Genomic DNA, 22,078 nt, shown 5'->3' with positions numbered 1-22,078 from the left:
AGGGGGAGATGTCCGGCAGGACAGAGGGGGGCACCTAGCACCAACCCCCAAAAGCCAGAGCGTCAATCCGAAACCGGCGTATTCTCGTCCACATCCACCCGGAAATTGCCTTCGAGGATCTCGGCCTTCTTCTTCTCGACCAGCTCCTTCACGTCCGCCGGCAGCGTCTTGTCGAACTTGTGGTAGGGCGCCAGATGCGAGCCACCCTTGGCCATGCGCGAGAAGTCGCCATAGTCCTGCGCGGTGAAGACGCCGGCCCTGACCAGTTTGATCGCCTGCTCGACCGTCGGATACATGTTCCAGACCGGGCCGGTGATGACCGTGTCGGGGCCGAGGCTCGACTGGTCAGACATGTTGGAGATGGCAAGGATCTTCTTGTCGACCGCGGCTTCGATGACGCCGAAGCGCTCGGCATAGATGACGTCGACACCGGCGTCGATCTGCGCGACCGCCGCTTCCTTGGCCTTGGGCGGATCGAAGAAGGAACCGATGAAGGCGACCTTCTTCTTGATGTTGGGATTGACCTCCCTGGCGCCGGCGAAGAAGGCGTTGACCAGCCGGTTGACTTCCGGAATGCCCATCGCCGCGACGGCGCCGATCGTGCCCGACTTCGACATCTTGCCGGCGATCAATCCGGAGAGATAGGCCGGCTCGTGGATCCAGTTGTCGAAGACGCCGAAATTGGGTTCCGCCGGGCCGGCGCCGGAGCCGAACAGCCAGGCGGTCTTCGGGAATTGCTTGGCTGTGCGGCGCGATTCACGCTCGGCGGCAAAGGCATCGCCCAGCACCAGCTCATAGCCGCCTTGCGCATATTCGCGCATGACGCGGCTGAAATCGGCGGTCTGCACCTTCTCGGACCATTTGTATTCGATGCCGAGTTCCTTCTCGGCCCTCTGCAAGGCGACATGGATCTGGTTGTCCCACGGCTCCTCGATCGGCGTGGCGAAGATCGCCGCCACCTTCAGCTTCTTGTCCGCCGCGAAGGCGGCGCCCGGCAGCATCGCAGCAGCCAAACCAAGCGCGCCCAGCTCCAGCACATTGCGTCGCGAAAGCCCTTCGCGTTTTATCTGCGATTTATTGTTCCGGTTTTCCATTGCATTCCCCTCGGTTCGACAGCCGTGTCGAGCCGGCTGTTCGTGAAAATGTCAGACGGGGAAGTATGGAACGACGCCAGACTTTTGTCCACGTGGTCAAATTTGAACCGCGCACCGGATTCTTGATCTTAGCCGGCCAAGCAAGGGCCGCCGATCAAACCCGTTCCAGCGCGATCGCGATGCCCTGGCCTACACCGATGCACATCGTGGCAAGCGCATAACGGCCGCCACGTTCGCGCAGCTCCAGCGCCGCCGTGCCGGAGATGCGGGCACCCGACATGCCCAGGGGATGGCCAAGCGCGATGGCGCCGCCATTCGGGTTGACGTGTTCCGCATCCTCGGCAATGCCAAGCTGGCGCAGCACGGCTATGCCTTGCGAGGCAAAGGCTTCGTTGAGCTCGATGACATCGAACTGTTGCGGGGTCAGCCCAAGCCGCGCGCAGAGTTTTTGCGTCGCCGGCGCCGGGCCGATGCCCATGATGCGCGGCGCCACACCTACGGCGGCCCCGCCGAGAATGCGGGCGATCGGGGTCAGGCCATATGTCTTCACCGCCGCCTCGGAAGCGACGATCAGCGCCGCCGCCCCGTCATTGACGCCGGAGGCATTGCCGGCCGTGACTGTGCCGCCCTGGCGGAACGGCGTCGGCAGCTTGGCCAGCGCCTCGACCGTTGAGCCAGCGCGGGGATGCTCGTCCTTCGAGATGACCACCGGATCGCCCTTGCGCTGCGGGATCGTCACCTCTGTGATCTCCTTCGCCAGCCTTCCATTGGCTTGGGCCGCGACCGCCTTCTCCTGGCTGCGCACGGCAAAGGCGTCCTGGTCGGCGCGTGACACCGAAAAATCCTCGGCGACGTTCTCGCCGGTTTCCGGCATCGAATCGACGCCATACTGCTTCTTCATCAGCGGGTTGACGAAGCGCCAGCCGATGGTGGTGTCGTAAATCTCGGCATTGCGCGAGAACGCCGTGTCGGCCTTGGGCATGACGAAGGGCGCCCGGCTCATTGATTCGACACCGCCCGCGATCATCAATTCCGCCTCGCCGGCCTTGATGGCGCGCGCGGCAATGGTCAGCGCATCCATGCCGGAGCCGCACAGGCGGTTGACGGTCGAACCTGGAATCTCCTTCGGCAAGCCTGCCAGCAGCAGCGCCATGCGCGCCACGTTGCGGTTGTCCTCGCCGGCCTGGTTGGCACAGCCATAGACGACGTCGTCGATAGCCTGCCAGTCGATGCCGGGATTACGCTCGACCAATGCCCTCAGCGGTATCGCGCCAAGATCGTCTGATCGTACCGAAGACAGCGAACCGCCGAAGCGGCCGATCGGTGTGCGGATGTAGTCGCAGATATAGGCCTCGGCCATGTCATGCAGCCTTTGCTTTTCCGGTTCCCTCATGCGCCGCCTTGGTGCGGGCCTGCAGGTCGCGCAATGTCTTGAGTTCGAGTTCGCTTGGCGCCGGTGTTTCGTCAAGCGCCTCGGCGAACTTAACCACCCAGCCACAGGTGTCCTTCACCTGCTGGCGGGTCACGCCGGGATGCAGCGACACGACCGTGAATTCCTTGCTCACCGGATCCGGCTTCCAGATGGCAAGATCGGTGATCAGCAGCGTCGGGCCGGCGGTGTCGATGCCAAGCCGTTTTCGATGGTCACCACCCTCGCCATGGCCGAAGGAGGTGAAGAAGTCGATCTTCTCGACCATGCCGCGCTTGGTCTGCGCCATGGTGATGTAGATCTCCTTCGACGACGTCGCGATCTCCGGCGCGCCGCCGCCGCCCGGCAGCCGGGTCTTGGGATGGAAATAGTCGCCGATAACCGTGGTGTTGATGTTGCCGAACTTGTCGAGCTGCGCCGCACCAAGGAAGCCGATCGAGATGCGGCCGCCCTGAAGCCAGTAGCGGAACATCTCCGGCACCGCGACGGTGGTGATAGCGGTCTCGCACAATTCGCCGTCGCCGATCGACAGCGGCAGCACGTCAGGCGCGGTGCCGATCGTGCCGCTCTCGTAAATCAGGGTGATGTCAGGCGCATGCGTCAGCCGCGCCACATTGCAGGCGGCCGATGGCGCGCCGATGCCGACGAAGCAGACATCGTCGTTGCGCAGCGCGCGGCTGGCGGCGATGGTCATCATCTCGTTGGGGGTGAATCCCGGATTGTCGCTCATGCCGCTTTCCTCAAATGCTCGACCCGGGCCGCGAAATCGTCGGCGCTCTTCTCGATCACGTAGGCCTGCATCCACGCCTGGAATTTCTCGCGGTCGGCGGCGATCTCGTCCCATTCGAGATAGGCCGCATTGTCGCGCGCATAGTAGCCGTGCGCGTAGGACGGATGCGAGCCGCCAGGCACGACCGATATCGCCGCGATCGTCCAGCGCGGCAGCACGGTCAGATTGGGGTGCAGATCGTCGAAATTGTCGACGACTTCCTCGACGGTCACCACAGCGCGTTTGGCCGCCAGCACCGCTTCCTTCTGAATGCCGATGATGCCCTCGACCAGCACATTGCCTTTCCTGTCGGCCTTCTGGGCATGGATGAAGGTGACGTCAGGCCGGATCGAAGGGACAGCAGCCAGCACCTCGTCGGTGAACGGACAGGTCACCGACTTGATGTTCGGATTGACCGCCGCCAGCCCAGCGCCGCGATAGCCGCGAAACACCGCGCAGGGCAGGCCGGCAGCACCCGCTTCATAGGCGTTGGCCATGCCGGCATGGCTGTGCTCCTCGATTTCGAGTGAGCGCGGAAAGCCGTTCTCGATGGCATCGCGGGCGCGCCGCAGCAGGCCGACGCCGGGATTGCCGACATAGGAGAAGACGATCTTCTTCGCCATGCCCATGCCGATCATCTGGTCGTAGATCAGGTCCGGCGTCATGCGGATCAGGGTCAGGTCGCGAAAACCCTGGCGGATCGCCTCATGCGCCGCCGCCGTCGGGATCAGATGGGTGAAGCCCTCGAAGGCGACGGAGTCGCCATCTTTCAAATTCTCGGCCACGGCCTGTTTGAGCGGCAGGAACTTGACCATCGCATCGGCTCCGGGTTTTCAGAAAGTTCGTATTGCGAACATATGTTTTGTATGCGATACTTCCTACGCTGAGCGAGGGCGAGGAGTCAATCCTGACGCCGATGCCGTTCCGCGGAGACAAGATGGACGAAGCGGCTGTTTCCCGTGATCATGTCGGCTCGCTCGAGCGCGGCCTCGCCGTCATGGAGATCCTGGCCCGCCATCCCTCGGGCACGACGCTGACAGAAATGGCGGAGGAAGCGGGCCTCACCCGCGCCGGCGCCCGCCGCTTCCTGCTGACACTCACCGCCACCGGCTATGCAACACAGGCCGGCCGCGTGTTCTCGCTGTCGCCGCGCCTGCTGACGGTTGCCCGCACCTGGCTCGGCGGCGCCTCGCTATGGGCCTTCGCCGCGCCCATCATGCGCTCTGTGGCAGCACAACTGAACGAGGCCTGCTCGGCGGCCATCCTGTCGGGTGAGGATGTCGTCTATGTCGCCCGCATTCCCGGCCGCCGCATCCTCAGCGTGTCGCTCGACGTCGGCACCAGGCTGCCGGCCTACTGCACCTCGATGGGACGCATCCTGCTTGCCGGCCTGACATCAGGGGAATTGGACGCATTCCTCGGTCAGGCGACCATCGAGACACGGACACCGAAGACGATCACCGATATCAGGCTGCTGGCCGGCGCCATCGGCAAGGCGAAAGCCGACGGCTTTGCCATCGTCGACGAGGAACTGGAGCTCGGCCTGCGCTCGATCGCGGTGCCGATCCGCGACCGCGCGGAGCGCACGGTCGCGGCCATCAACGTCTCGACTCAGTCGGCGCGATTTTCGGTGGCGGAGATGGAGCGGGAGATACTGCCGGTGCTGGTTGAGGCCAGGCAGCGCATCGAGGATTTTTTTGTCGTCTAATCAATCGCCCGAAACCTCTTCAAACGCCAGCGCCGCCCCTCATTGCGCTGCCGGGCATTTCTCCCCGTATAGTGACGGGGAGAAAGTAGCTGGCGCAACGCCATCGCCTTTCCTGCAACATTGGCGATACCGGCGACAACAGCGTCCCTCGCCCCGTTGACGGGGAGAGGATGCCGGCAGGCAGGTGAGGGGCAGTGCTAACGTCGACAATTGCTTCTGATCAATGCTTGATGCGATCCCGCATCGCGTACCACAGCATGCCCAGCACATAGAGCGGCCCACGCAACGCCGTGCCGCCGGGGAACGGCATCGGGCTCAGCGTCGAGAACAAATCCAGCCGCGAGGCATCACCCGTGATCGCTTCGGCCAGCAGCTTGCCCGACAGCGTCGACAGGATGACGCCCTTGCCGGAATAGCCATGCGCGAAATACACCTCGCCATAGTGCCCGACGTGCGGCAGCCGTGATGTCGTCACCGACACCAGCCCACCCCAGGCGTGATCGATGCGGCAGCCCTTGAGCTGCGGAAAGGTGGCTTCCATGTGCGGCCGCACGAAGCCGGCGATATCGGCCGGCGGTGACGGCGTGTAGCGTTCGCCGCCGCCGAACAGCAGGCGTCCATCCGCCGACATGCGGTAGTAGTTGACGACGAAGCGGGTGTCGGACACCGCGACATTGGCCGGGATGACATAGCGCTTGCCCTCCAGCGGCTCGGTGGCGACGATGTAGTTGCCGACCGGCATGATGCGGCTGTTGACGCGCGGCTCCAGCCCGTTGAGCAGAGCGTCCCCCGCCAGCACGACATGTCTGGCCCGAACCGATCCCTTTGCAGTCGAGACCCGGATCGAAGGCTCGCGCTCCAGTTTCACCACCACCGAATTCTCGTGGATGATGACGCCGGCCGCAACTGCCGCACGGGCAAGGCCGAGCGTGTAGTTCAGCGGATGCATGTGGCCGCCGAGCGGCTCGTACATCGCGCCATGGTAGGATGTGTCGACCTTGGCTCGGGCTTCCGCCGCCGACAGGATCTCGGCATGCGGAAATTTCATCACCGTGGCCAGACACTCGGCCTCTTCCTCGAGATCCCTGAGGTCGGAGCCATTGACCGCGCCGACCAGATGGCCGGTCAGCCTGAGATCGCAATCGATGGCGTGGCGCTCAATGATATCGAGCACCAGCCCGCGTGCCTCGAAGGCAAGATCGAACAGCACCTTTGCCCGCTCCGGCCCGTAGAGTTTGACCAGGCCCTTGGCGCCCTTGCGCAGACCTGGGATCATCTGGCCGCCATTGCGGCCCGATGCGCCCCAGCCGATCTTGCCGCCTTCGAGCAGCACCACCTTCAACCCGCGCTCGGCGGCGTGAAGGGCGGCCGACAGGCCGGTGCAGCCGCCGCCGACGACAACCAGGTCGGTGTCGACGTCGCCGACCAGCGCCGGATGATCCGGCGCCGGATTGGCGGTGGCGACATAATAGGATTTGGCGATATCGAGGCCCGAATTGAAGCCCGTTGAACTGGAAGCCATGTTCACACCTTCAGCAGAAGGTGGTCGCGTTCCCAACTCGTCACCACGCCCTGGAACAGGTCGAGCTCCACGCTCTTGACGCGCAGGTAGGTCTGGAAGAAATCCTCGCCGAGCAACTCTCGCACCGGGCCGCAAGCCTCGAAACGGTCGAGCGCCTCCTCCATCGTTTTCGGCAGCGTGCTCTTGATCTTGTAGGCATTGCCCGACGCCTCGGCCGAGCGCGCCAGTTTCTGTTCGACGCCAAGATAGCCGGCAAGCAGCGAGCCGGCGATCGCCAGGTAAGGATTGGAATCCGCACCCGGAAGCCGGTTCTCCACCCGCCGCGCCGCGCGGCCCCCGGCCGGCACGCGCAGGCCGCAGGAACGGTTGTCATGCGACCATTCGATGTTGGCCGGCGCGCTGTGGTTCGGCCGTATGCGACGGTACGAATTCACATTGGGCGCAAACAGCGGCATGATTTCCGGGACATATTTCTGCAGGCCGCCGATGAAGTGGCCGAACATTGCGGTGTCGGCATCGTCGCTGCCGGCAAACAGCGTCCTGCCAGCCTCGTCGATGACCGACATGTGCAGATGCATCGAGCTTCCCGCCTGCGCGGCGATCGGCTTGGCCATGAAGGTCGCATGCATTCCGCTTTGCTGCGCGGCCTGGCGCGTCAGCCGCTTGAACAGCAGCACCTTGTCGGCCAGCGGCAGCGCATCGCCATGCAGGAAGTTGATCTCAAGCTGCGCCGTACCCGATTCATGGATCAGCGTGTCGAGCGGCAGGCCGGCCGCCGCCGCATAGTCATAGACGCGGCGGATCACCGGCTCGAACTCCTCGAGCGCGGCCATGTCATAGGGATGCTGCACACCCTCGGCACGGCCATTGGCGCCGATCGGAGCGGTCAGCGGCTGGTCCGGATCGGGATTGGGCGCGGTCAGATAGAATTCGAGCTCCGGCGCCACCACCGCCCGCCAGCCGCGCTTGGCATAGAGATCGAGCACGGCGCGCAGCACATGGCGCGGCGAGGCCATCCAGGGCCGGTCGTCCATATGGAAGGCATCGGCGAAGACATAGGCCTTGCCGGGAGCGGCGCCGGGCGCCAGGCAGAGCGTCGAGACGTCGGGCACCATGCGCATGTCCGGGTCCGAATAGGCAAAGCCCTCGTCGACCGAACCGGAATAGCGGCCGTCGATGCTGACCAGGAAGGCGCTGCTCGGCAGATAGAGCGCCCGGTCTTCCAGCGCCTGGAGGAATTTGGCCGTAGGCAGCGCCTTGCCGCGCAGCACGCCGTTCATGTCCGGCACCAGGCACTCGACTTCTTTTATGCCGTGCCGGGCCAGCCAGGCCTTGGGATCGTTGCCGCTGGAGAGCGAGATATTCGTGTTGTTGTCAGGCATTTCGTTCATGTCCGTATCAGGGAGAGTATGGCTTGCGCGGCCACATCCGTTCCAGGTTTCAGCGCCATTTGGGCTGCATTGTCCTTGAGGCGGGCGCGCATGGCATCGTCGGCCAACAGGCCGAGAATGGCTCTCTCCAACACTCCTTCGGTCCAGGCGTCGCGGCCGATATGGTCACCGACGCCGGTTTCTCCGGCGCGGCGCGCATTGTCGTGTCCGTCCCAGCAATAGGGCATGATCAGTGACGGCACGCCGAAGCGCAGCGCTTCGCAAAAGCTGTTGTTGCCGCCGTGATGGATGAACAGGTCCGACTTCGCCACCACCGAGGGCTGGGGAAACCAGGCATCGAGATAGACGTTGTCGGGCACCGCGCGATAGGCGTCGCGCAGGCCGCCAACATTGACAATAAAGCGCGCCGGCAGCCTGTCGAAGACGGCAAGCATGCGCTCGATCAGGCCGACATCCATGGCGCCGAGGCTGCCGAAGCTGACATAGACCAGCGGCCCGCCATTGCGTGGGAACACGGGGACCTCGAATGGCCCTTCCGAGCGCACGCAGCCTTCGAGATACACGAAGCGCTCCGGATCGAGCGGCTCGGCCCGCTCACGACGCACGATCGAAGGCGTCAGCAGCAAATTGAGGTCGGGCGACGCCTCGAGGAACAGGCCCTTCGGCAGCGACGCCAGGCCGGCATCCATGCGAAAGCGATTGAAGCGGTCATGTGCGGGCGCGCAAGCCGCCAGATACCTTGCCTCGAAAGCCGCGCGTTGCGGGTCGTCGGCGCCAAGCCCCGACAGATAGGGAGGCACATTGGCATCCGGCAGCTCGGTCTCGGCGCAGGAGACGACACGCACCCAGGGACAGCCGGCGGCTGATATCGCCGGGAACATGATGACATTGTCGAGCACCACCGCGTCCGGCTTCAGCCGCGCCAGCAATTGGCGCAGCGGCGCCTCGGCATTGACCGCAGTGTCGACGATGGCCTGCCAGGTCGGCGCGACATAGGTTTCCAGCTGGTCGATCGGGCTCAGCCGGAAATGCGGCAGGTGCCGGCGCACGAAAGCCTGCCAGTAGCTCTGGCGTTCGCTGTCGCTCAGCGGCTCGTCGGTCGGCAGCTGGTATTCCTGGAAACCATAGTCGGCAAAGACGCCGGAAAAGCCGGCATGGCAAATGAAGACGGGCCGGGCTCCCTTGGCACGCAATGCCTGCGCGATGCCGACGCAATTCAACGCCGCGCCGAAACTGGCTTCGGGAAACAGCGCGATGGTCGGGCTGGCTTTACGCGTCAATTATTCCTCGTCATTCCGGCCGGCTGATCATGCCGAACAGGGCGGGCGCCCCGCGACTGGCCGCTTGCGGTCGCTGGTTGCGGGAAAGCCGCAGGTGGATGCGAAGCAGATCGGCCGCCACCTCATACTGCAGGCTTTCAAGATGGTCGAGTATAACAAGGTGTTCGCGCAGCGATTGCCGCAAGCGGAAGACGTTGACGCCGGTATAGATGCCCGGCAGCCGGCGCAGCCTGAGGTGATCCGCCAGCGCATCGGCAACGAAGCGGTTGGCGCAGCCTTCGGCGAGCATGCCGTGAAAATCGATGTCCAGCCGCTGGAACTCGCGTGTGTCGAATGCGGCGTCCGGCAGCGCCACCAGCGCTTCCATGCCCTGGCGCAACGTCGCCGCCCGCGCGCCGTCCAGCCGGAAGCCCGGCGTCAGGATGGCCGCGGGTTCCAGCAGCAAGCGGAACTCATAGCTGTCGCCTTGCGCCTCTGGATCGTCGGGCGTGCGCCGAAACAGCCAGGACTGGCCTGGCGCACGGTCCAGCAGATTCTCATCCGTTAGTTTGTTCAGCGCTTTTAGTACCGTCTTGCGCTCGGCACTGTAGCGCCGCATCAGCCCCGCGACGGTCACCGTCTGGTCCAGCCGCCGCGCCGAGCGATCGCGCAGGATCGCCTCGGCCAGTTCGTTCTCCTCGGCAGCAGGCAATTCCGTGGCGACCGAAGCCTGCGCGGTGAGGTCGATCGCCAGGTGATAACCGGAATCCGCCTCCCAGCGTACGACGCCCCGCTCCGCGAGCAGGCCGAGTGCCGCCCGCACCGGCGTGCGCGAGACATTGCACAGCGAAGCGATCTGCTGCTCCGGCAAGCGTGCGCCGGGCTCAAAACCGCGCTGCCGCGCCACATCCAGGATGCGCTGCGCCAGATCGAGATGGTTGGTACGAGGTCGTCGGGCTGCGGCTTGCATGGCTGGTCCGGTGGAAAACGGGATGACCGCATCGATCTGACCGATCGCCCGCACGGACGCAATCGGCCAGATTCCACGATCGCTTAGCAAATTATGGATTGACGTACTTTTTTCTGCAATAGTACTGTCAGGGCAATCGGCGAGAAAAAGACCGAGGGAACGGGATCGAGGCAGCGGCAAGGGTCGCAAGCGTTGGTCCGGCGAATGCAATTCGACGATCAACCGAAATGGGAGTCTGTCATGACCGCTACCAGCCTGCGGCGCCGTGCGCTGAAAACATCTTCGATCGCACTTGGCCTGGCCTTGGCGCTGTCCGCGCCGGCGACGGCTGCCGACCTCGTCATTTCCAACTGGGACGGCTACATGGCGCCTGACGCCATGGCCGCCTTCAAGACCGCCACCGGCGTGTCGGGCGAAGTGGTGGTGCACGCCACCAATGAAGAGATCATGGGCAAGCTCATCGCCGCCGGCGGCAAGGGCTATGACGTGGTCTTCGTTTCTTCGCCCTTCGCCGAGGTGCTGAACAAGCTCGGCCTGACCGAGCCGATCGACCACGCCAAGATACCGAACCTCACCAATCTCTATCCCGAGGCAACCAAGCTGCCGCACGATGCCGGCAATGCATTCTCGGTGCCATACACCTGGGGCACCACCGGCCTCTGCTATCGCTCGGACCTGATGAAGGTCGCACCGACCAGCTGGAGCGACCTGCTCGCGCCTTCCGACGAATTGAAGGGCAAGACCACCATGCTGGCTACCGACCGCTGGCTGCTGGCCGCCGGCCAGCTCGACAAGGGCTATTCGGTCAACGAAACCGACCCGGCCAAGATGGCTGAGGTCAAGGATCTGCTGATCTCGGCCAAGAAGACCCTGCTCGCCTATGACGACACCACCTTCTATTCCAAGCTGGTGTCCGGCGAGGCGCTGATGGTGCAGGCATGGGACGGCTGGTGCAATTACGGCATCGCCGAAAAGCCCGAGATCAAATACGTCATTCCCAAGGAAGGCTCCGACCTCTGGGTTGACACGATGGTGGTGATGAAGGCCTCCGCCAACAAGGATGCCGCCTTCCAGTTCATCAACTTCATGCTCGACGCCAAGAACCACGCCTGGGCGGCGCAGAACATCGACTACAAGGTGCCGAACAAGCCAGCCATGGAAAGCCTGCCGGCCGATTTCCTGGCCAAATTCCCCAACATGGCGATGCCGGTGGCCGACCTCGTCAAGTTCGAGCAGTTGCGCGACGTCGGCGACGCCCAGCGCGACTATTCGAAGATCGTCAGCGAGATCAAGGCGGCGCAGTAGGGACTGTTCCAACAGCATCCTGGAATCAAGCTTGCGTTCCGTGTCGCCCCCCTCTGGCCTGCCGGCCATCTGCCCCTTAGCGGGGGAGATTGGCTGGCTTGCAGGCTTTCGCCAATCTTCGGCGCAGCTCCCCCTCATCCGACCGCTTCGCGGCCACCTTCTCCCCGTTGGGGAGAAGAGGAAGGCGTTAGCGCCAACGGCCTCCTCTCCCCTCGGGGAGAGGTCGGATCGCCCCGAATTGCCCTTCGCAATTCGGTTGGCAATCCGGGTGAGGGGGTCTTTGGTCGCTGAGATGCCCGGCAGGGCAGAGGGGGGTACTTCGTGAAGCACCTCCCCTCCCGCTCCTCCCTGCTGATGGCCCCGGCACTGGCCTGGCTCGCGGCCTTGATGGTGGTGCCGTGCGCGCTGGTGCTGGCGCTCGCCTTCTTCCGGCGCGGCGTCTATGGCGGCATCGAATACACCTTCACGCTCGAGAATTTCGGGCTGGTCTTCGACCCGCTCTATGCCGGCATCTTCCTCAACTCGGCGCGCATCGCCGGCACCGCCACCCTGATCGCGGTGGTGATCGGCTATGCCGCCGCCTACGCCATCGCAGCCGCCCCGCGCCGGTGGCAGCCGGTGTTCCTGTTCTTCGCCGTGCTGCCGTTCTGGTCCAATTACCTGATCCGCACCTATGCCTGGATCGTGCTGCTCAACCGCGAAGGCCTGATCACGCAGTTGTTGCGCTGGTTCGGCTACACCGGCGAGCCGCCATCGATGCTCTATACGGAAGGCGCGGTTATCGCCGGTCTGGTCTACAACTATCTCCCCTTCGTCATCCTTGCCTGCTACGCGCCACTGTCGCGCCTCAACCCGGAACTGGCCGAAGCCTCGCGTGACCTCGGCGCCTCCGCCGCCACCACATTCCGCCGTGTCATCCTGCCGCTGACCGTGCCCGGCATCGCCGCTGGCGCGGTGTTTGTCTTCGTGCTGTCGATCGGCAATTTCGTCACCCCGGCCCTGCTCGGCGGCGGCCGCTTCCAGATGATCGGCAACCTCGTCTACGACCAGTTCCTGACCGCAAACGACTGGCCGTTCGGCGCCGCGCTCGCGATGGCGCTAATCGCCATCATGCTTCTGGTGCTGATGGCGCAGGCGCTGGCCGCCAATCGCGCCTCGGGCCACGCCGCGCAAGCCGGCGGAGACACCGATGGCTGAGCGCTCCCCCGCCACGCGGCGCACGCTCTGGCTCGTGCTGAGCCTGGTCTTCGCCTTCCTCTACATCCCGATAGCCGTGCTGGTCGCGCTGTCCTTCAACGAAGGCGGGCTGCCGACGGCATGGTCGGGCTTTTCGCTGAAATGGTATGCCTCGCTGGCCGGCAATTCGGCGATCCTCTCCGCTGCGCTCAACACGCTGATCGTGGCGCTGGTGTCGACCGCAATCGCAACATTGCTCGGCACGCTGCTGGCGATCGGCATCGAGATGCGCCGGCAATACGGCAAGGGCCTCGAAGCGCTGATCTTCGCGCCGATGATCATCCCCGACATCGTGCTGGCGATCGCTTTGCTGTCGTTCTTCTCCATGCTCAACCTGACCATGGGGCTGCACACGATCATCCTCGCCCATGTCGTCTTCAACCTCGCCTTTGTCTGCTCGGTGGTGCGTGCCCGGCTGAAGAGTTTCGACTGGTCGATCGTCGAGGCCTCGGCCGATCTCGGCGCCTCCGCGCTCACCACCTTCCGGCGGGTGACATTGCCGGTCATCGCGCCGGCGGTGATCGCCGGTGCGCTGCTCGCCTTCACGCTCTCGGTCGACGAATTCATCATCGCCTTCTTCACCGCCGGCGCCGGCCGCGCCTCGACGACGCTGCCGATGCAGATCTACGCCATGATTCGCTTCGGCATCACACCGGAGATCAACGCGCTGGCGACCATCGTCATGGCGGTCTCGATCACTGCGCTGACCCTGTCGCAGCGGCTCAACCGTGGGACCATAGGCCAATGAGCAAACCCCACACGCTTCTGGCCATCGATCATGTGTCGAAAAATTTCGGCCGGGTAACCGCCGTCGACGGCATCTCGCTCGACATCCGCGAGAATGAGTTCTTCGCGCTGCTCGGCCCGTCGGGCTGCGGCAAGACCACGCTGCTGCGCATGCTGGCCGGCTTCGAGACGCCCAATGACGGGCGCATCCTGCTCGACGGAAGCGACATTGCCAAAACCCCGCCCAACAAGCGGCCGGTCAATCTGATGTTCCAGTCCTATGCGCTGTTTCCGCATATGAGCGTCCGCGCCAATGTCTCCTACGGCCTGGAGATGGAACGTTTGCCGGCAGCTGAAATCCGCTCCCGCGTCGACGCCATTCTGGCGACAACCGAGCTGGTCCCCTTCGCCGACCGCAAGCCGGAGCAACTGTCGGGCGGCCAGAAGCAGCGCGTCGCGCTCGCCCGCGCGCTGGTCAAGCGGCCACGCCTGCTGCTGCTCGACGAGCCGCTTGGCGCGCTCGACAAGAAACTGCGCGGCGCCATGCAGCTGGAATTGAAGCGCCTGCAGCATGAGGTCGGCATCACCTTCGTCATCGTCACCCACGACCAGGAAGAATCGCTTGTGATGGCCGACCGCATGGCGGTGCTCAAGGACGGCAAGCTGCTGCAATGCGACACGCCGCACGCGATCTATGAGCATCCGGCCGACCGTTTCGTCGCCGACTTCATCGGCGTGATGAATTTCGTGCCGGGCAAGGCCGCCGCCGATGGGGTTGTAGCCGCGAATGGCGTTCGAGTACTAGGCAAGGTTCCAGCAAAGCTCTCGCCCGGCGCGTCGGCTGTCGCGTCGGTGCGGCCCGAGCGCATCCGGCTGTTCCCATCGGTGGAGACCGCCAACCGCACCACCGGCACGGTCGAGGCGCTGGCCTATCAGGGGCTCGACCTGCAGCTGCATGTCCGCACCCCCCTGTCGCCAAAGCCGTTCCTGGTGCGCGTCACCGCTGATGCCGCCGACCGCCGGCCGGTCGCGTCGGGAGATCAGGTCGAACTCGGCTGGGACGCCGCCGATGCCAGAGTTTTCGCAGAATAAAGGAGAAGCCTGATGGCGCAGAAGACGATCGCGTTTTTTCCAGAAGCGGCCTACGGCCCGGCGCTCAATTCCGTCGGCATCGCCCAGGCGGTCGAGGCGCGCGGCCACAAAGCCGTTTTCCTGTCCGACCCCGGCTTTCTCGATGTCTACAAGGGCTACGGTTTCGAGGCGCATCCGGTGAACCTGTCGGAGCCGATGCCCCCCGAGCAGATGGCGAAATTCTGGGAGGATTTCATCAACGGCCACATCCCGAACTTTCGCAAATCGCCTTACGATCAGGTCGACAATTACGTCAAGGATTGCTGGACGGCGATCGTCGACAGCGCCAAATGGGCGCAGAAGGATCTGCCGCGCGTTCTCTCAGCCATCAAGCCGGATGTGATCTGCGTCGACAATGTCATCCTGTTTCCGGCGATCAAGCAGTTCGGCAAACCCTGGGTGCGCGTCATCTCCTGCTCGGAAAACGAGATCGACGACGAGGACATCCCGCCCCATCTCTCCGGCTGCGGCGAGAACGACCACGCCGGTCACCAGCGCTACCGCGATCATTTCAACGCGGTGATCAAGCCGATCCATGGCGACTTCAACGCCTTCCTCGCCGCCAACAACGAGGCGCCTTATCCGATCGGCCAGTTCTTCGAGGCCTCCCCCCATCTCAACCTGCTGCTCTATCCCGAAGCGGCAAAGTTCAAGCGCCGCCATCCGCTCGACCCGGCAAAGTTCCAGTATCTGGAAGGCTGCGTGCGGCAGGAGAAACCCTACACGGTGCCGACATTCGCCAAAAACAATGACGGGCCGCTGCTCTATGTCTCCTTCGGCAGCCTCGGCGCCGGCGATGTCGAGCTGTTGAAGCGCATCATCGCGACGCTGGGCAAGACGCGCTACCGGGCTCTGGTCAATGTCGGCGGCTACAAGGACCAGTACCCGGACGTGCCCGCCAACGTGATCGTCGAGAGTTGGTTCCCGCAGCCTTCGGTCATCCCGCAGGTCGATGCGGTGATCCACCATGGCGGCAACAACTCCTTCACCGAGTGCCTCTATTTCGGCAAGCCGGCGATCATCATGCCCTATGTCTGGGACGGCCACGACAACGCCACCCGCGTAGAGGAAACCGGCCACGGCTTCGGCATGCCGCGCTACGACTGGACCGATGCCGAGCTGATTGCCAAAATCGAAACCTGCCTGACCGACCCGGCGATGAAAGCCAAGCTGGCGACGACATCGGCGCAGATGCGCGCGCAGAATGGGCCGGAGAAAGCAGCCGGGTTGCTGGAGACGCTGCTATGACCTCCTCCGCTCCCCACCTCCACCAGGCCTCCACCCGCGCCGATCTCGTCGACTGGGGCGCCCAGCCGGATGCGTTGGACGGTGCCTCCCACTCGACCGGCAAACTCGTGCACAAAGGCCCGAACAACCAGCCGGAATCCGGCATCTGGGTGTGCACGCCAGGCCGCTGGCGCCTGAGCATCCCGCGCGATGAATTGTGCCATTTCGTCGCCGGCCGCGCGACCTACCGGTCCGATGTCGGTGAGCTGATAGAAATCTCCGCCGGGACCGTGGTCATGTTCCCTGCCGGCTGGACGGGTGAATGCACCGTGCATGAGACCATGCGCAACGTCTATATGCTGGCCTGACCACGGAGCTTGACGACATGCCGACACCGCACTGGCCGAAGGCCTCGAGCGTGGAACTGGAGGATTGGGGCGCGAGCAGCAGCACGCTCGCCGGTTCGCCGCGCACCTCGGGCAGGGTCCTTTCCCAGAACCCGGACGGATCGAGCGAATGCGGCCTGTGGTCATGCACGCCGGGTACGCGCAAGGTCACCTTTGCCGCCGACGAGTTCTGCCATTTCCTCTCAGGCCGTGGCAGCTATGTCCATGACGACGGCGAAGAGATCCCGGTCGAGGCCGGCACGCTTGTATTCTTCCCCGCCGGCTGGAACGGCATCTCCATCATCACGCAAACGCTGACCAAGGCCTTCATGTGCCGCTGAGCACTCTTTTCAAGGAAATCGACATGACCACACCCATCATGAAATCCCCGCTCACCATTACCGACCTCGTCGACTGGGGCGTCATACCGACCATGATCGAGGGGCAATCCCACACCTCGGGCAAGCTGCTGTACAAGGGGCCGGAAGGCCGCTCCGAATGCGGGCTTTGGGTCTGCACACCAGGGAAATGGCACTGCCATGTCACCCGCGACGAGTTCTGCCACTTCCTCGAAGGACGCTGCACCTACGTCCACGAATCCGGCGAGGTCATCGAGATCGAACCGGACACGGCGGCCTTCTTTCCACAGGACTGGAAAGGCGTCTGCACCGTCCATGAGACGATCAAGAAGGTCTACATGATCCGCTGAGCGGATCCGAGAGGATGTCCATGGATTTCTCCCCTGACCGGCCGGCTTTCTTCGTCAACCCGGACTACCGGCCGATGGCCGGCACGAACAAGCCAGTGATCGATCCGGCGACGCTGGAAACCGTCGGCGCCGTCGCTGCAGCCAGCGATAGCGAGATCGATGCCGTGCTCACCGCCGCGACCAGGGCGCAGGCCGCCTGGAAGAAGCTCGACGCCAAGAGCCGCGCCAAGCACCTGCATGCCGTCGCCAACGCCATCGAGGCGGCGGACTTCACCCGCTGCGCCGAGCTGATGGTGCGCGAGATGGGCAAGCCCTACCCCGAAGCGATCGGCGAGATCGCCAACTGCGCGCCGATCTTCCGCTACTATGCCGAGATGGCGCGCGACGATGCCGGCAAGATCGCCGGCACGACGCAGGCCGGTTCGTTCCAGTATGCGCGCTACGAGCCCTATGGCGTCTCCGTCCACATCATGCCCTACAACTTCCCGATCCTGCTGATGTGCTGGACGGTCGCCGCATCGCTCGCCGCCGGCAATGCCTGCGTCATCAAGCCGGCCGAGGCGACGACGCTGTCGACGCTGGACTACATGACCGTGTTCCGCTCGCTGCCGGAGGGGCTGGTCTCCTGCCTGCCTGGTGGAGTGGCCACGGCGCAGGCGCTGATCGCCTCCGAACGCACCCATGCGGTTGCCTTCACCGGCTCGGTCGCCGCCGGCAAGGCGGTGGCGGTGGCCTGCGCCGAACGCATGAAGCCTTGTGTCATCGAGGCCGGCGGCAGCGATCCGCTGATCATCAGCCAACACGCCCCGCTCGATGTAGCGGCGGCCGGCAGCGTCACCGCGGCCTTCCATCTCACCGGCCAGGTCTGTACCTCCGCCGAGCGTTTCTTCGTCGTCGACGCCGTTCATGACCGCTTCGTCGAGCTGTTCGCCGAAAGGACCCGGGCGCTGCGCATCGGCAACGGCATGGACAAGACCGAGATCGGACCGCTGGTCAGCGAAAGCGCGCGGACCAAAGTCATGCGCCTCGTTGACGATGCTATCCGCAGCGGCGCCAAGGCGGTGACCGGCGGACGCATCCCTCCGGCACACAACACCGGCTGGTTCTACGAGCCGACGATCCTGACCGGCGTCACCCCGGACATGGCAATCGTGCGCGAAGAATGCTTTGGACCGGTCGCCGCCATCTGCCGGGTCAGGGATTTCGACGAGGCGATCCGGCTTGCCAATGACAGCCCGTTCGGGCTCGGCGCCTCTGTCTTCACCACCGATCTGGCCGAAGCCCACGAGGCGGCTGAACGGCTCGAAGCCGGAATGGTCTGGGTCAACAACCCGCTGATCGACAATGATGCCCTGCCCTTCGGCGGCTGGAAGGCCTCGGGCCTCGGCCGCGAGCTCGGACGCCAGGGGCTCGACGCCTTCCGCCGCTCCAAAATGGTGATCATCGACCACAAGCCTGCAATCCAGGAATGGTGGTATCCGTACCCCGACAGCTGGTTCCGCGAGACCGGTGGCCGCAAGCACGTCTGAGTGTTTCGAACCTCGCCAGCTCCGGATAGCCAGCTCGGTGGCTATCCTGGGATAGCCAGTCCATGACCGGGAAAAAGCAATGCCGCCGGGCGAAGGCCCGGCGGCATCTTTCTTCGATTGGCTACTGCCGATTCAACGGCAAGTCGTTACGGCGTCGTTTCCGCCTGCATCGCGGCGGCCGTCTGGTCGATCTTGTCGGCAAGGACGCCCTGAGCCCAGGACGTGACCGCAGCGTCGACCGGCTTGTTGGCCATATCCGCCAGTGCCGCGTCGAGCGATGCATCATCGGTGCCGACCTCTGCCGCGGCAGCCGCCTCATTGGCGGCGGTGACCTCTGCCTCCTGGGCAGTGATTTCGGCCTCCAGATCCGTTATCTTCCCAGGCAAGGCCGCCTGATCTTCGGGCGTCATGGCCGCAATCTGCTCGGGCGTCAGCGATGTCAGCGCGGTCAACTGAGAATTCAGCGCATCCAGCTTCTCCTGGGCCGCTTCAGCGGCGGCCTGAGTAATCTTGGCTTTGGCGGACTGCGTCACGAAGGCCTGGATGGCAGCGAACTTCTTGCTCTTCGAGTTCATATAGGCGTTGATGTTACGCTGAAGCGAGTTCAGCCGACCGAGCTTGGCGTGGATGTTCTTCTCCTTGGGAACCGACGAGACCTTTGTGGTCTTGTCGACCGTGGTGTCGTCCGTTTTGGCCTTTGCCACCTGCCCCCGAGCCGACGAAGACTTGCCGTGCGAAGCGCCGCTCTTGCCATTGCTATTGCCGCCGTTACCGCCGGCATTGCCCCCGCCGTTGCCGTTGCCACCGCCATTGCCGCCGCCGTGCCCGTTGCCGCCGGCTCCGGCGAGCGCCGGAGACGCCAGAAGCGCCAATGCGGCAAGCGCCGCGAACAGAGTTTTCCGGTTTGTCATGGTAATCTCCTCGGGAATCGTCACCTGGCCCGACCGCTAGCGACCGTCCTATGAGAAATCGCTAATTGTACAGAGTAAACTTTAGACAAATGCTGTCTCAATACGCGATCTGCCGATCAGCCCGAAGCATAACCATCTGATATTAAACACGAATCAGCGCTCTTGAACGGCGATGGCACTGAAGTCCCATGCCGGCAGGACTATAGTCCTGCCGGAATCCAGCGGCATGGGTGAAAGTCGTGACGTGGTATATCGGAAAGGCTTTGAAACAGGGCAATTGATAAAGAAAGCACAAGTCTCAGCCGATACTTTCACCGCCGTCGATTACCAGCGCCTGGCCGGTCATGAAGGATGAGCGGTCGGAGACGAGGAACAGGATCGCTTCCGCGATCTCATCGGCGCTGGCCCAGCGTCCCATCGGAATCTTGGTGCGGACATAGGTTTCGATCGCCTCGCGTCCGCCCATCTGGGCGATGAACGGTTCGTTGAACGGCGTGTCGACCCAGCCCGGGCAGAGCGCGTTGACGCGGACATTGTGCCGGGCATAGTCGAGCGACATCTGCCGCGTCATTGCCACTACCGCGTGTTTGGAAGTGGCGTAAGCGATCATCTCGCGGTCGTAGAACACGCCCGAATTGGAGGCGGTGTTGAGGATGACACCACCGCCTCGTGCGACCATCGACGGCATGACCATCCTGGCCGCCAGGAACTGCGCCCGCACATTGACCCGCCATGACGCGTCCATGCCGCCGACCTCGACCTCGGTCAGCGTTCCGCCGACCTGGATGCCGGCGTGATTGTGCAGGATGTCGATGCGCCCGTGCCTCTCGATCGTGCCGGCAATGAGCTTTTCCAGCGCCCCATCGTCCGCGACGTCAGTGGCGATCGCCTCGGCCTGCCCGCCCACTGCCCTTATGTCCGAAGCCGTTGCTTCTCCGGCGGCCTGATCCCTGTCGGCGATGACGACCACCGCGCCTTCCCTGCCCATGATCATGGCGCCGGCGCGCCCGATGCCGGAGCCGGCGCCGGTCACGACGGCGATGCGGTCTTTGAGGATCATGATGCGACTTTCAGTTCGACGGCTTGCGCTGGCGCAATTGCCATTGGGCAAGCACCACAAGCAGCACGGAAGCGACGAGCACGATCGTCGCGATGGCGTTGATCTCCGGCGTCACGCCGCGCCGGATCGACGCGAAGACATAGATCGGCAGCGTCGTCTGCGCCCCGGCGACGAAGAAGGCCACAATGAAATCGTCGAAGGAGAAGGTGAAGGCGAGCAGGAAACCGGCAACGACGGCCGGCATGATCTGCGGCAGCACGATCGAGCGGAACGTCGTCAATGGCGTGGCGTAGAGATCGCTCGACGCCTCGACCAGATTGCGGTCGAGGCTGCCGAGACGCGTGCCGACGATCATCGTCACCAGCGCCATGGAGAACAGGCCGTGCGCCGCGATGATCGAGCCGTAGCCGAGCGCCAGGCGCGGCGGCTGGTCGTCGGGCCAGATCGAGGCGAGGAACGGATTGACGACCGTGAACAGCTGGACGAGCGCGACCAGTGTCGAAATGCCGATGACGACGCCCGGAACGACGATCGCGGCGCCCAGAAGCGCATCGAAGACCGCGCGTGTTCTGATGCCGACGCGCGCCAGGCCGAGTGCCGCCGCAGTGCCGCACAACGCCGCCAGCAAGGCGCTGGTGGTGGCGATGAACAGGCTGTTCTTCAGCGCTTCGACCAGGAACGGGTTCGCCAGCGCCTTGCCGTACCATTGCACCGAAAAGCCGGTGAACTCGCTGGCATGGTGGCCGGCGTTGAAGGAGAACAGCACGACCAGTGCGATCGGCAGATAGAGGAAGGCGAACACCACAATGACGAAGGCGCGCATCAGATCAAATCCACCCGGCGGGCGCCCGAAACCCGGGTCGAAATGCGATTGGCGGCAATCAGCACCACCACCGAAACCAGCACCAGCGTGATCGCGATGGCCGAACCGAACGGCCAGTTGCGCGATTGCAGGAACAGGTCGACCAGCGCATTGCCGATAAAGAACACCTTGCCGCCGCCAAGCAGCGTCGGGATCAGATATTCGCCCAGCAGCAGGATCATGACCAGCGAGAAGCCGGTCATCACGCCCGGCAGCGACAGTTTCAGGGTCACGCCGAGGAAGGTCGAGAGCGGCGTCGCGCCGAGATCGGCGGAGGCTTCCAGCAGCCGGCGGTCGAGCCGCTCAAGGCTGACATAGATCGGCAGGATCATCAGCGGCAGGTAGCCATAGACGATGCCGAGCAGCACCGCGCCCGGCGTGTTGATCAGCCTGATATCCTCGAAACCGATATAGGACAGCAGAGCCGGGATGCCGCGCCCGCCCAGGATATACATCCAGGCATAGGTCCGCATCAAAAGGCTGGTCCAGAACGGAATGACGACTAGCGCCAGCAGGATCAGCCGCCAGCGCTGCGGTGCGCGCAGAGCGAGATAATAAGCAACGGGATAAGCGACGAGCAGACAGGCGAGCGCCCCTATCGGCGCCAGCACCATCGTGTTCCAGAAGGCAGCCGCCCGCGCCGGAAGATTGGCATATTGCGCGAAGGTAAAAGCCGCTTGATAGCCGCCTTCCGGCGCCCGTTCGCCGACGCTGAACACCGCGATGGCAATGAATGGAAGCACCAGAAACACCACCAGCCACGCGGTCGCCGGACCGAGCAGCATGGCGGTCGTGAGGTTGTGACGAAATCTATTGCCGCGCATTGAAAACCGCCCCGATACCGGCGGACATAT

Annotated in this window: 22 protein-coding genes; 10 read left to right on the top strand and 12 right to left on the bottom strand. The window is 64.0% G+C overall.

The window, feature by feature from the left end; translation table 11 throughout:
• Positions 1-62: 62 nt before the first annotated feature.
• The 4 genes from EOB80_RS22340 to EOB80_RS22325 form a co-directional block, all read right to left on the bottom strand.
• Positions 63-1,094, bottom strand: a complete 1,032-nt coding sequence (locus tag EOB80_RS22340) for a BMP family protein (protein WP_127329775.1) — start codon at positions 1,092-1,094, stop codon at positions 63-65.
• A gap of 154 nt (positions 1,095-1,248) precedes the next feature.
• Positions 1,249-2,454 carry a 3-oxoadipyl-CoA thiolase gene (pcaF, locus tag EOB80_RS22335; RefSeq protein ID WP_127329832.1) on the bottom strand — a complete coding sequence of 402 codons (1,206 nt, stop codon included), beginning with the start codon at positions 2,452-2,454 and terminating at the stop codon, positions 1,249-1,251.
• Position 2,455: 1 nt separating this feature from the next.
• A complete protein-coding gene (locus tag EOB80_RS22330; protein ID WP_127329773.1) occupies positions 2,456-3,253 on the bottom strand; it encodes a CoA-transferase subunit beta in 798 nt (265 codons plus the stop codon).
• The gene (locus EOB80_RS22325; RefSeq protein WP_127329771.1) at positions 3,250-4,107 is read right to left on the bottom strand and encodes a CoA transferase subunit A; all 858 of its coding nucleotides are present in this window, start codon (positions 4,105-4,107) and stop codon (positions 3,250-3,252) included. Before EOB80_RS22325 ends, EOB80_RS22330 begins: the two co-directional genes overlap by 4 nt.
• 122 nt (positions 4,108-4,229) lie before the next feature.
• Between EOB80_RS22325 and EOB80_RS22320 the strand changes: the two genes are divergently transcribed.
• Positions 4,230-5,000, top strand: a complete 771-nt coding sequence (locus EOB80_RS22320) for an IclR family transcriptional regulator C-terminal domain-containing protein (RefSeq protein WP_127329769.1) — start codon at positions 4,230-4,232, stop codon at positions 4,998-5,000.
• Positions 5,001-5,220: 220 nt separating this feature from the next.
• Here EOB80_RS22320 and EOB80_RS22315 read toward each other — a convergent pair whose 3' ends face one another.
• The 4 genes from EOB80_RS22315 to EOB80_RS22300 are packed head-to-tail and all read right to left on the bottom strand — an operon-like array spanning position 5,221 to position 10,364.
• Complete coding sequence (locus EOB80_RS22315) at positions 5,221-6,522, bottom strand: FAD-binding oxidoreductase (protein ID WP_127329767.1); 1,302 nt, start codon at positions 6,520-6,522, stop codon at positions 5,221-5,223.
• A gap of 2 nt (positions 6,523-6,524) precedes the next feature.
• On the bottom strand, positions 6,525-7,904 hold the full coding sequence (locus EOB80_RS22310; protein WP_127329830.1) for a glutamine synthetase family protein: 1,380 nt from the start codon (positions 7,902-7,904) through the stop codon (positions 6,525-6,527).
• Positions 7,905-7,909: 5 nt separating this feature from the next.
• On the bottom strand, positions 7,910-9,193 hold the full coding sequence (locus EOB80_RS22305; RefSeq protein WP_127329765.1) for a glycosyltransferase: 1,284 nt from the start codon (positions 9,191-9,193) through the stop codon (positions 7,910-7,912).
• 10 nt (positions 9,194-9,203) lie between these two features.
• Positions 9,204-10,364 carry a GntR family transcriptional regulator gene (locus EOB80_RS22300; RefSeq protein ID WP_245466416.1) on the bottom strand — a complete coding sequence of 387 codons (1,161 nt, stop codon included), beginning with the start codon at positions 10,362-10,364 and terminating at the stop codon, positions 9,204-9,206.
• 18 nt (positions 10,365-10,382) lie between these two features.
• Here EOB80_RS22300 and EOB80_RS22295 point away from each other — a divergent pair, with 18 nt between their 5' ends.
• The 9 genes from EOB80_RS22295 to EOB80_RS22255 all read left to right on the top strand — a co-directional run bounded on the left by EOB80_RS22295 (position 10,383) and on the right by EOB80_RS22255 (position 18,391).
• Positions 10,383-11,447, top strand: a complete 1,065-nt coding sequence (locus EOB80_RS22295) for a spermidine/putrescine ABC transporter substrate-binding protein (protein WP_127266967.1) — start codon at positions 10,383-10,385, stop codon at positions 11,445-11,447.
• Positions 11,448-11,801: 354 nt separating this feature from the next.
• Positions 11,802-12,644 (top strand): ABC transporter permease, encoded by an 843-nt coding sequence (locus tag EOB80_RS22290; protein WP_127329826.1) that lies wholly within the window; start codon positions 11,802-11,804, stop codon positions 12,642-12,644.
• Entirely contained in the window at positions 12,637-13,431 is a 795-nt protein-coding gene (locus EOB80_RS22285) for an ABC transporter permease (RefSeq protein ID WP_127329763.1), read from the top strand. Before EOB80_RS22290 ends, EOB80_RS22285 begins: the two co-directional genes overlap by 8 nt.
• Positions 13,428-14,501, top strand: a complete 1,074-nt coding sequence (locus EOB80_RS22280; RefSeq protein ID WP_127329761.1) for an ABC transporter ATP-binding protein — start codon at positions 13,428-13,430, stop codon at positions 14,499-14,501. The genes EOB80_RS22285 and EOB80_RS22280 overlap by 4 nt, the downstream gene beginning before the upstream one ends.
• Before the next feature lie 12 nt (positions 14,502-14,513).
• A complete protein-coding gene (locus EOB80_RS22275) occupies positions 14,514-15,788 on the top strand; it encodes a glycosyltransferase (RefSeq protein WP_127329759.1) in 1,275 nt (424 codons plus the stop codon).
• Complete coding sequence (locus EOB80_RS22270) at positions 15,785-16,135, top strand: cupin domain-containing protein (RefSeq protein WP_127266972.1); 351 nt, start codon at positions 15,785-15,787, stop codon at positions 16,133-16,135. Before EOB80_RS22275 ends, EOB80_RS22270 begins: the two co-directional genes overlap by 4 nt.
• A gap of 17 nt (positions 16,136-16,152) precedes the next feature.
• A complete protein-coding gene (locus tag EOB80_RS22265; RefSeq protein WP_127329757.1) occupies positions 16,153-16,494 on the top strand; it encodes a cupin domain-containing protein in 342 nt (113 codons plus the stop codon).
• Positions 16,495-16,517: 23 nt separating this feature from the next.
• Entirely contained in the window at positions 16,518-16,862 is a 345-nt protein-coding gene (locus EOB80_RS22260; protein WP_013528939.1) for a cupin domain-containing protein, read from the top strand.
• 20 nt (positions 16,863-16,882) lie between these two features.
• A complete protein-coding gene (locus EOB80_RS22255) occupies positions 16,883-18,391 on the top strand; it encodes an aldehyde dehydrogenase family protein (RefSeq protein WP_127329755.1) in 1,509 nt (502 codons plus the stop codon).
• Positions 18,392-18,537: 146 nt separating this feature from the next.
• Here the strand turns inward: EOB80_RS22255 and EOB80_RS22250 are convergent, their stop codons facing one another.
• The 4 genes from EOB80_RS22250 to EOB80_RS22235 all read right to left on the bottom strand — a co-directional run bounded on the left by EOB80_RS22250 (position 18,538) and on the right by EOB80_RS22235 (position 22,048).
• Positions 18,538-19,302 (bottom strand): hypothetical protein, encoded by a 765-nt coding sequence (locus tag EOB80_RS22250; RefSeq protein ID WP_127329753.1) that lies wholly within the window; start codon positions 19,300-19,302, stop codon positions 18,538-18,540.
• A gap of 298 nt (positions 19,303-19,600) precedes the next feature.
• Positions 19,601-20,362, bottom strand: a complete 762-nt coding sequence (locus EOB80_RS22245; protein WP_127321335.1) for a glucose 1-dehydrogenase — start codon at positions 20,360-20,362, stop codon at positions 19,601-19,603.
• A 10-nt stretch (positions 20,363-20,372) separates the two neighbouring features.
• Positions 20,373-21,185 carry an ABC transporter permease gene (locus EOB80_RS22240; RefSeq protein WP_127266977.1) on the bottom strand — a complete coding sequence of 271 codons (813 nt, stop codon included), beginning with the start codon at positions 21,183-21,185 and terminating at the stop codon, positions 20,373-20,375.
• The gene (locus EOB80_RS22235) at positions 21,185-22,048 is read right to left on the bottom strand and encodes an ABC transporter permease (protein WP_127266978.1); all 864 of its coding nucleotides are present in this window, start codon (positions 22,046-22,048) and stop codon (positions 21,185-21,187) included. The genes EOB80_RS22240 and EOB80_RS22235 overlap by 1 nt, the downstream gene beginning before the upstream one ends.
• Between the last annotated feature and the right edge of the window lie 30 nt (positions 22,049-22,078).

The sequence above is a fragment of the Mesorhizobium sp. M7A.F.Ca.MR.245.00.0.0 genome (assembly GCF_003997415.1).
GTDB lineage: Bacteria > Pseudomonadota > Alphaproteobacteria > Rhizobiales > Rhizobiaceae > Mesorhizobium.
Note: the sequence above shows the minus strand (reverse complement) of the source record. Positions and strands in the feature narration are given on the sequence as shown.

Bases quoted from the DNA above. Each gene is read 5' to 3' on its own strand.
- EOB80_RS22340 (WP_127329775.1), bottom strand. From the start codon at position 1,094: ATGGAAAACCGGAACAATAAATCGCAGATAAAACGCGAAGGGCTTTCG.
- pcaF (WP_127329832.1), bottom strand. From the start codon at position 2,454: ATGGCCGAGGCCTATATCTGCGACTACATCCGCACACCGATCGGCCGC.
- EOB80_RS22330 (WP_127329773.1), bottom strand. From the start codon at position 3,253: ATGAGCGACAATCCGGGATTCACCCCCAACGAGATGATGACCATCGCC.
- EOB80_RS22325 (WP_127329771.1), bottom strand. From the start codon at position 4,107: ATGGTCAAGTTCCTGCCGCTCAAACAGGCCGTGGCCGAGAATTTGAAA.
- EOB80_RS22320 (WP_127329769.1), top strand. From the start codon at position 4,230: ATGGACGAAGCGGCTGTTTCCCGTGATCATGTCGGCTCGCTCGAGCGC.
- EOB80_RS22315 (WP_127329767.1), bottom strand. From the start codon at position 6,522: ATGGCTTCCAGTTCAACGGGCTTCAATTCGGGCCTCGATATCGCCAAA.
- EOB80_RS22310 (WP_127329830.1), bottom strand. From the start codon at position 7,904: ATGCCTGACAACAACACGAATATCTCGCTCTCCAGCGGCAACGATCCC.
- EOB80_RS22295 (WP_127266967.1), top strand. From the start codon at position 10,383: ATGACCGCTACCAGCCTGCGGCGCCGTGCGCTGAAAACATCTTCGATC.
- EOB80_RS22290 (WP_127329826.1), top strand. From the start codon at position 11,802: ATGGCCCCGGCACTGGCCTGGCTCGCGGCCTTGATGGTGGTGCCGTGC.
- EOB80_RS22285 (WP_127329763.1), top strand. From the start codon at position 12,637: ATGGCTGAGCGCTCCCCCGCCACGCGGCGCACGCTCTGGCTCGTGCTG.
- EOB80_RS22280 (WP_127329761.1), top strand. From the start codon at position 13,428: ATGAGCAAACCCCACACGCTTCTGGCCATCGATCATGTGTCGAAAAAT.
- EOB80_RS22275 (WP_127329759.1), top strand. From the start codon at position 14,514: ATGGCGCAGAAGACGATCGCGTTTTTTCCAGAAGCGGCCTACGGCCCG.
- EOB80_RS22270 (WP_127266972.1), top strand. From the start codon at position 15,785: ATGACCTCCTCCGCTCCCCACCTCCACCAGGCCTCCACCCGCGCCGAT.
- EOB80_RS22265 (WP_127329757.1), top strand. From the start codon at position 16,153: ATGCCGACACCGCACTGGCCGAAGGCCTCGAGCGTGGAACTGGAGGAT.
- EOB80_RS22260 (WP_013528939.1), top strand. From the start codon at position 16,518: ATGACCACACCCATCATGAAATCCCCGCTCACCATTACCGACCTCGTC.
- EOB80_RS22255 (WP_127329755.1), top strand. From the start codon at position 16,883: ATGGATTTCTCCCCTGACCGGCCGGCTTTCTTCGTCAACCCGGACTAC.
- EOB80_RS22250 (WP_127329753.1), bottom strand. From the start codon at position 19,302: ATGACAAACCGGAAAACTCTGTTCGCGGCGCTTGCCGCATTGGCGCTT.
- EOB80_RS22245 (WP_127321335.1), bottom strand. From the start codon at position 20,362: ATGATCCTCAAAGACCGCATCGCCGTCGTGACCGGCGCCGGCTCCGGC.
- EOB80_RS22240 (WP_127266977.1), bottom strand. From the start codon at position 21,185: ATGCGCGCCTTCGTCATTGTGGTGTTCGCCTTCCTCTATCTGCCGATC.
- EOB80_RS22235 (WP_127266978.1), bottom strand. From the start codon at position 22,048: ATGCGCGGCAATAGATTTCGTCACAACCTCACGACCGCCATGCTGCTC.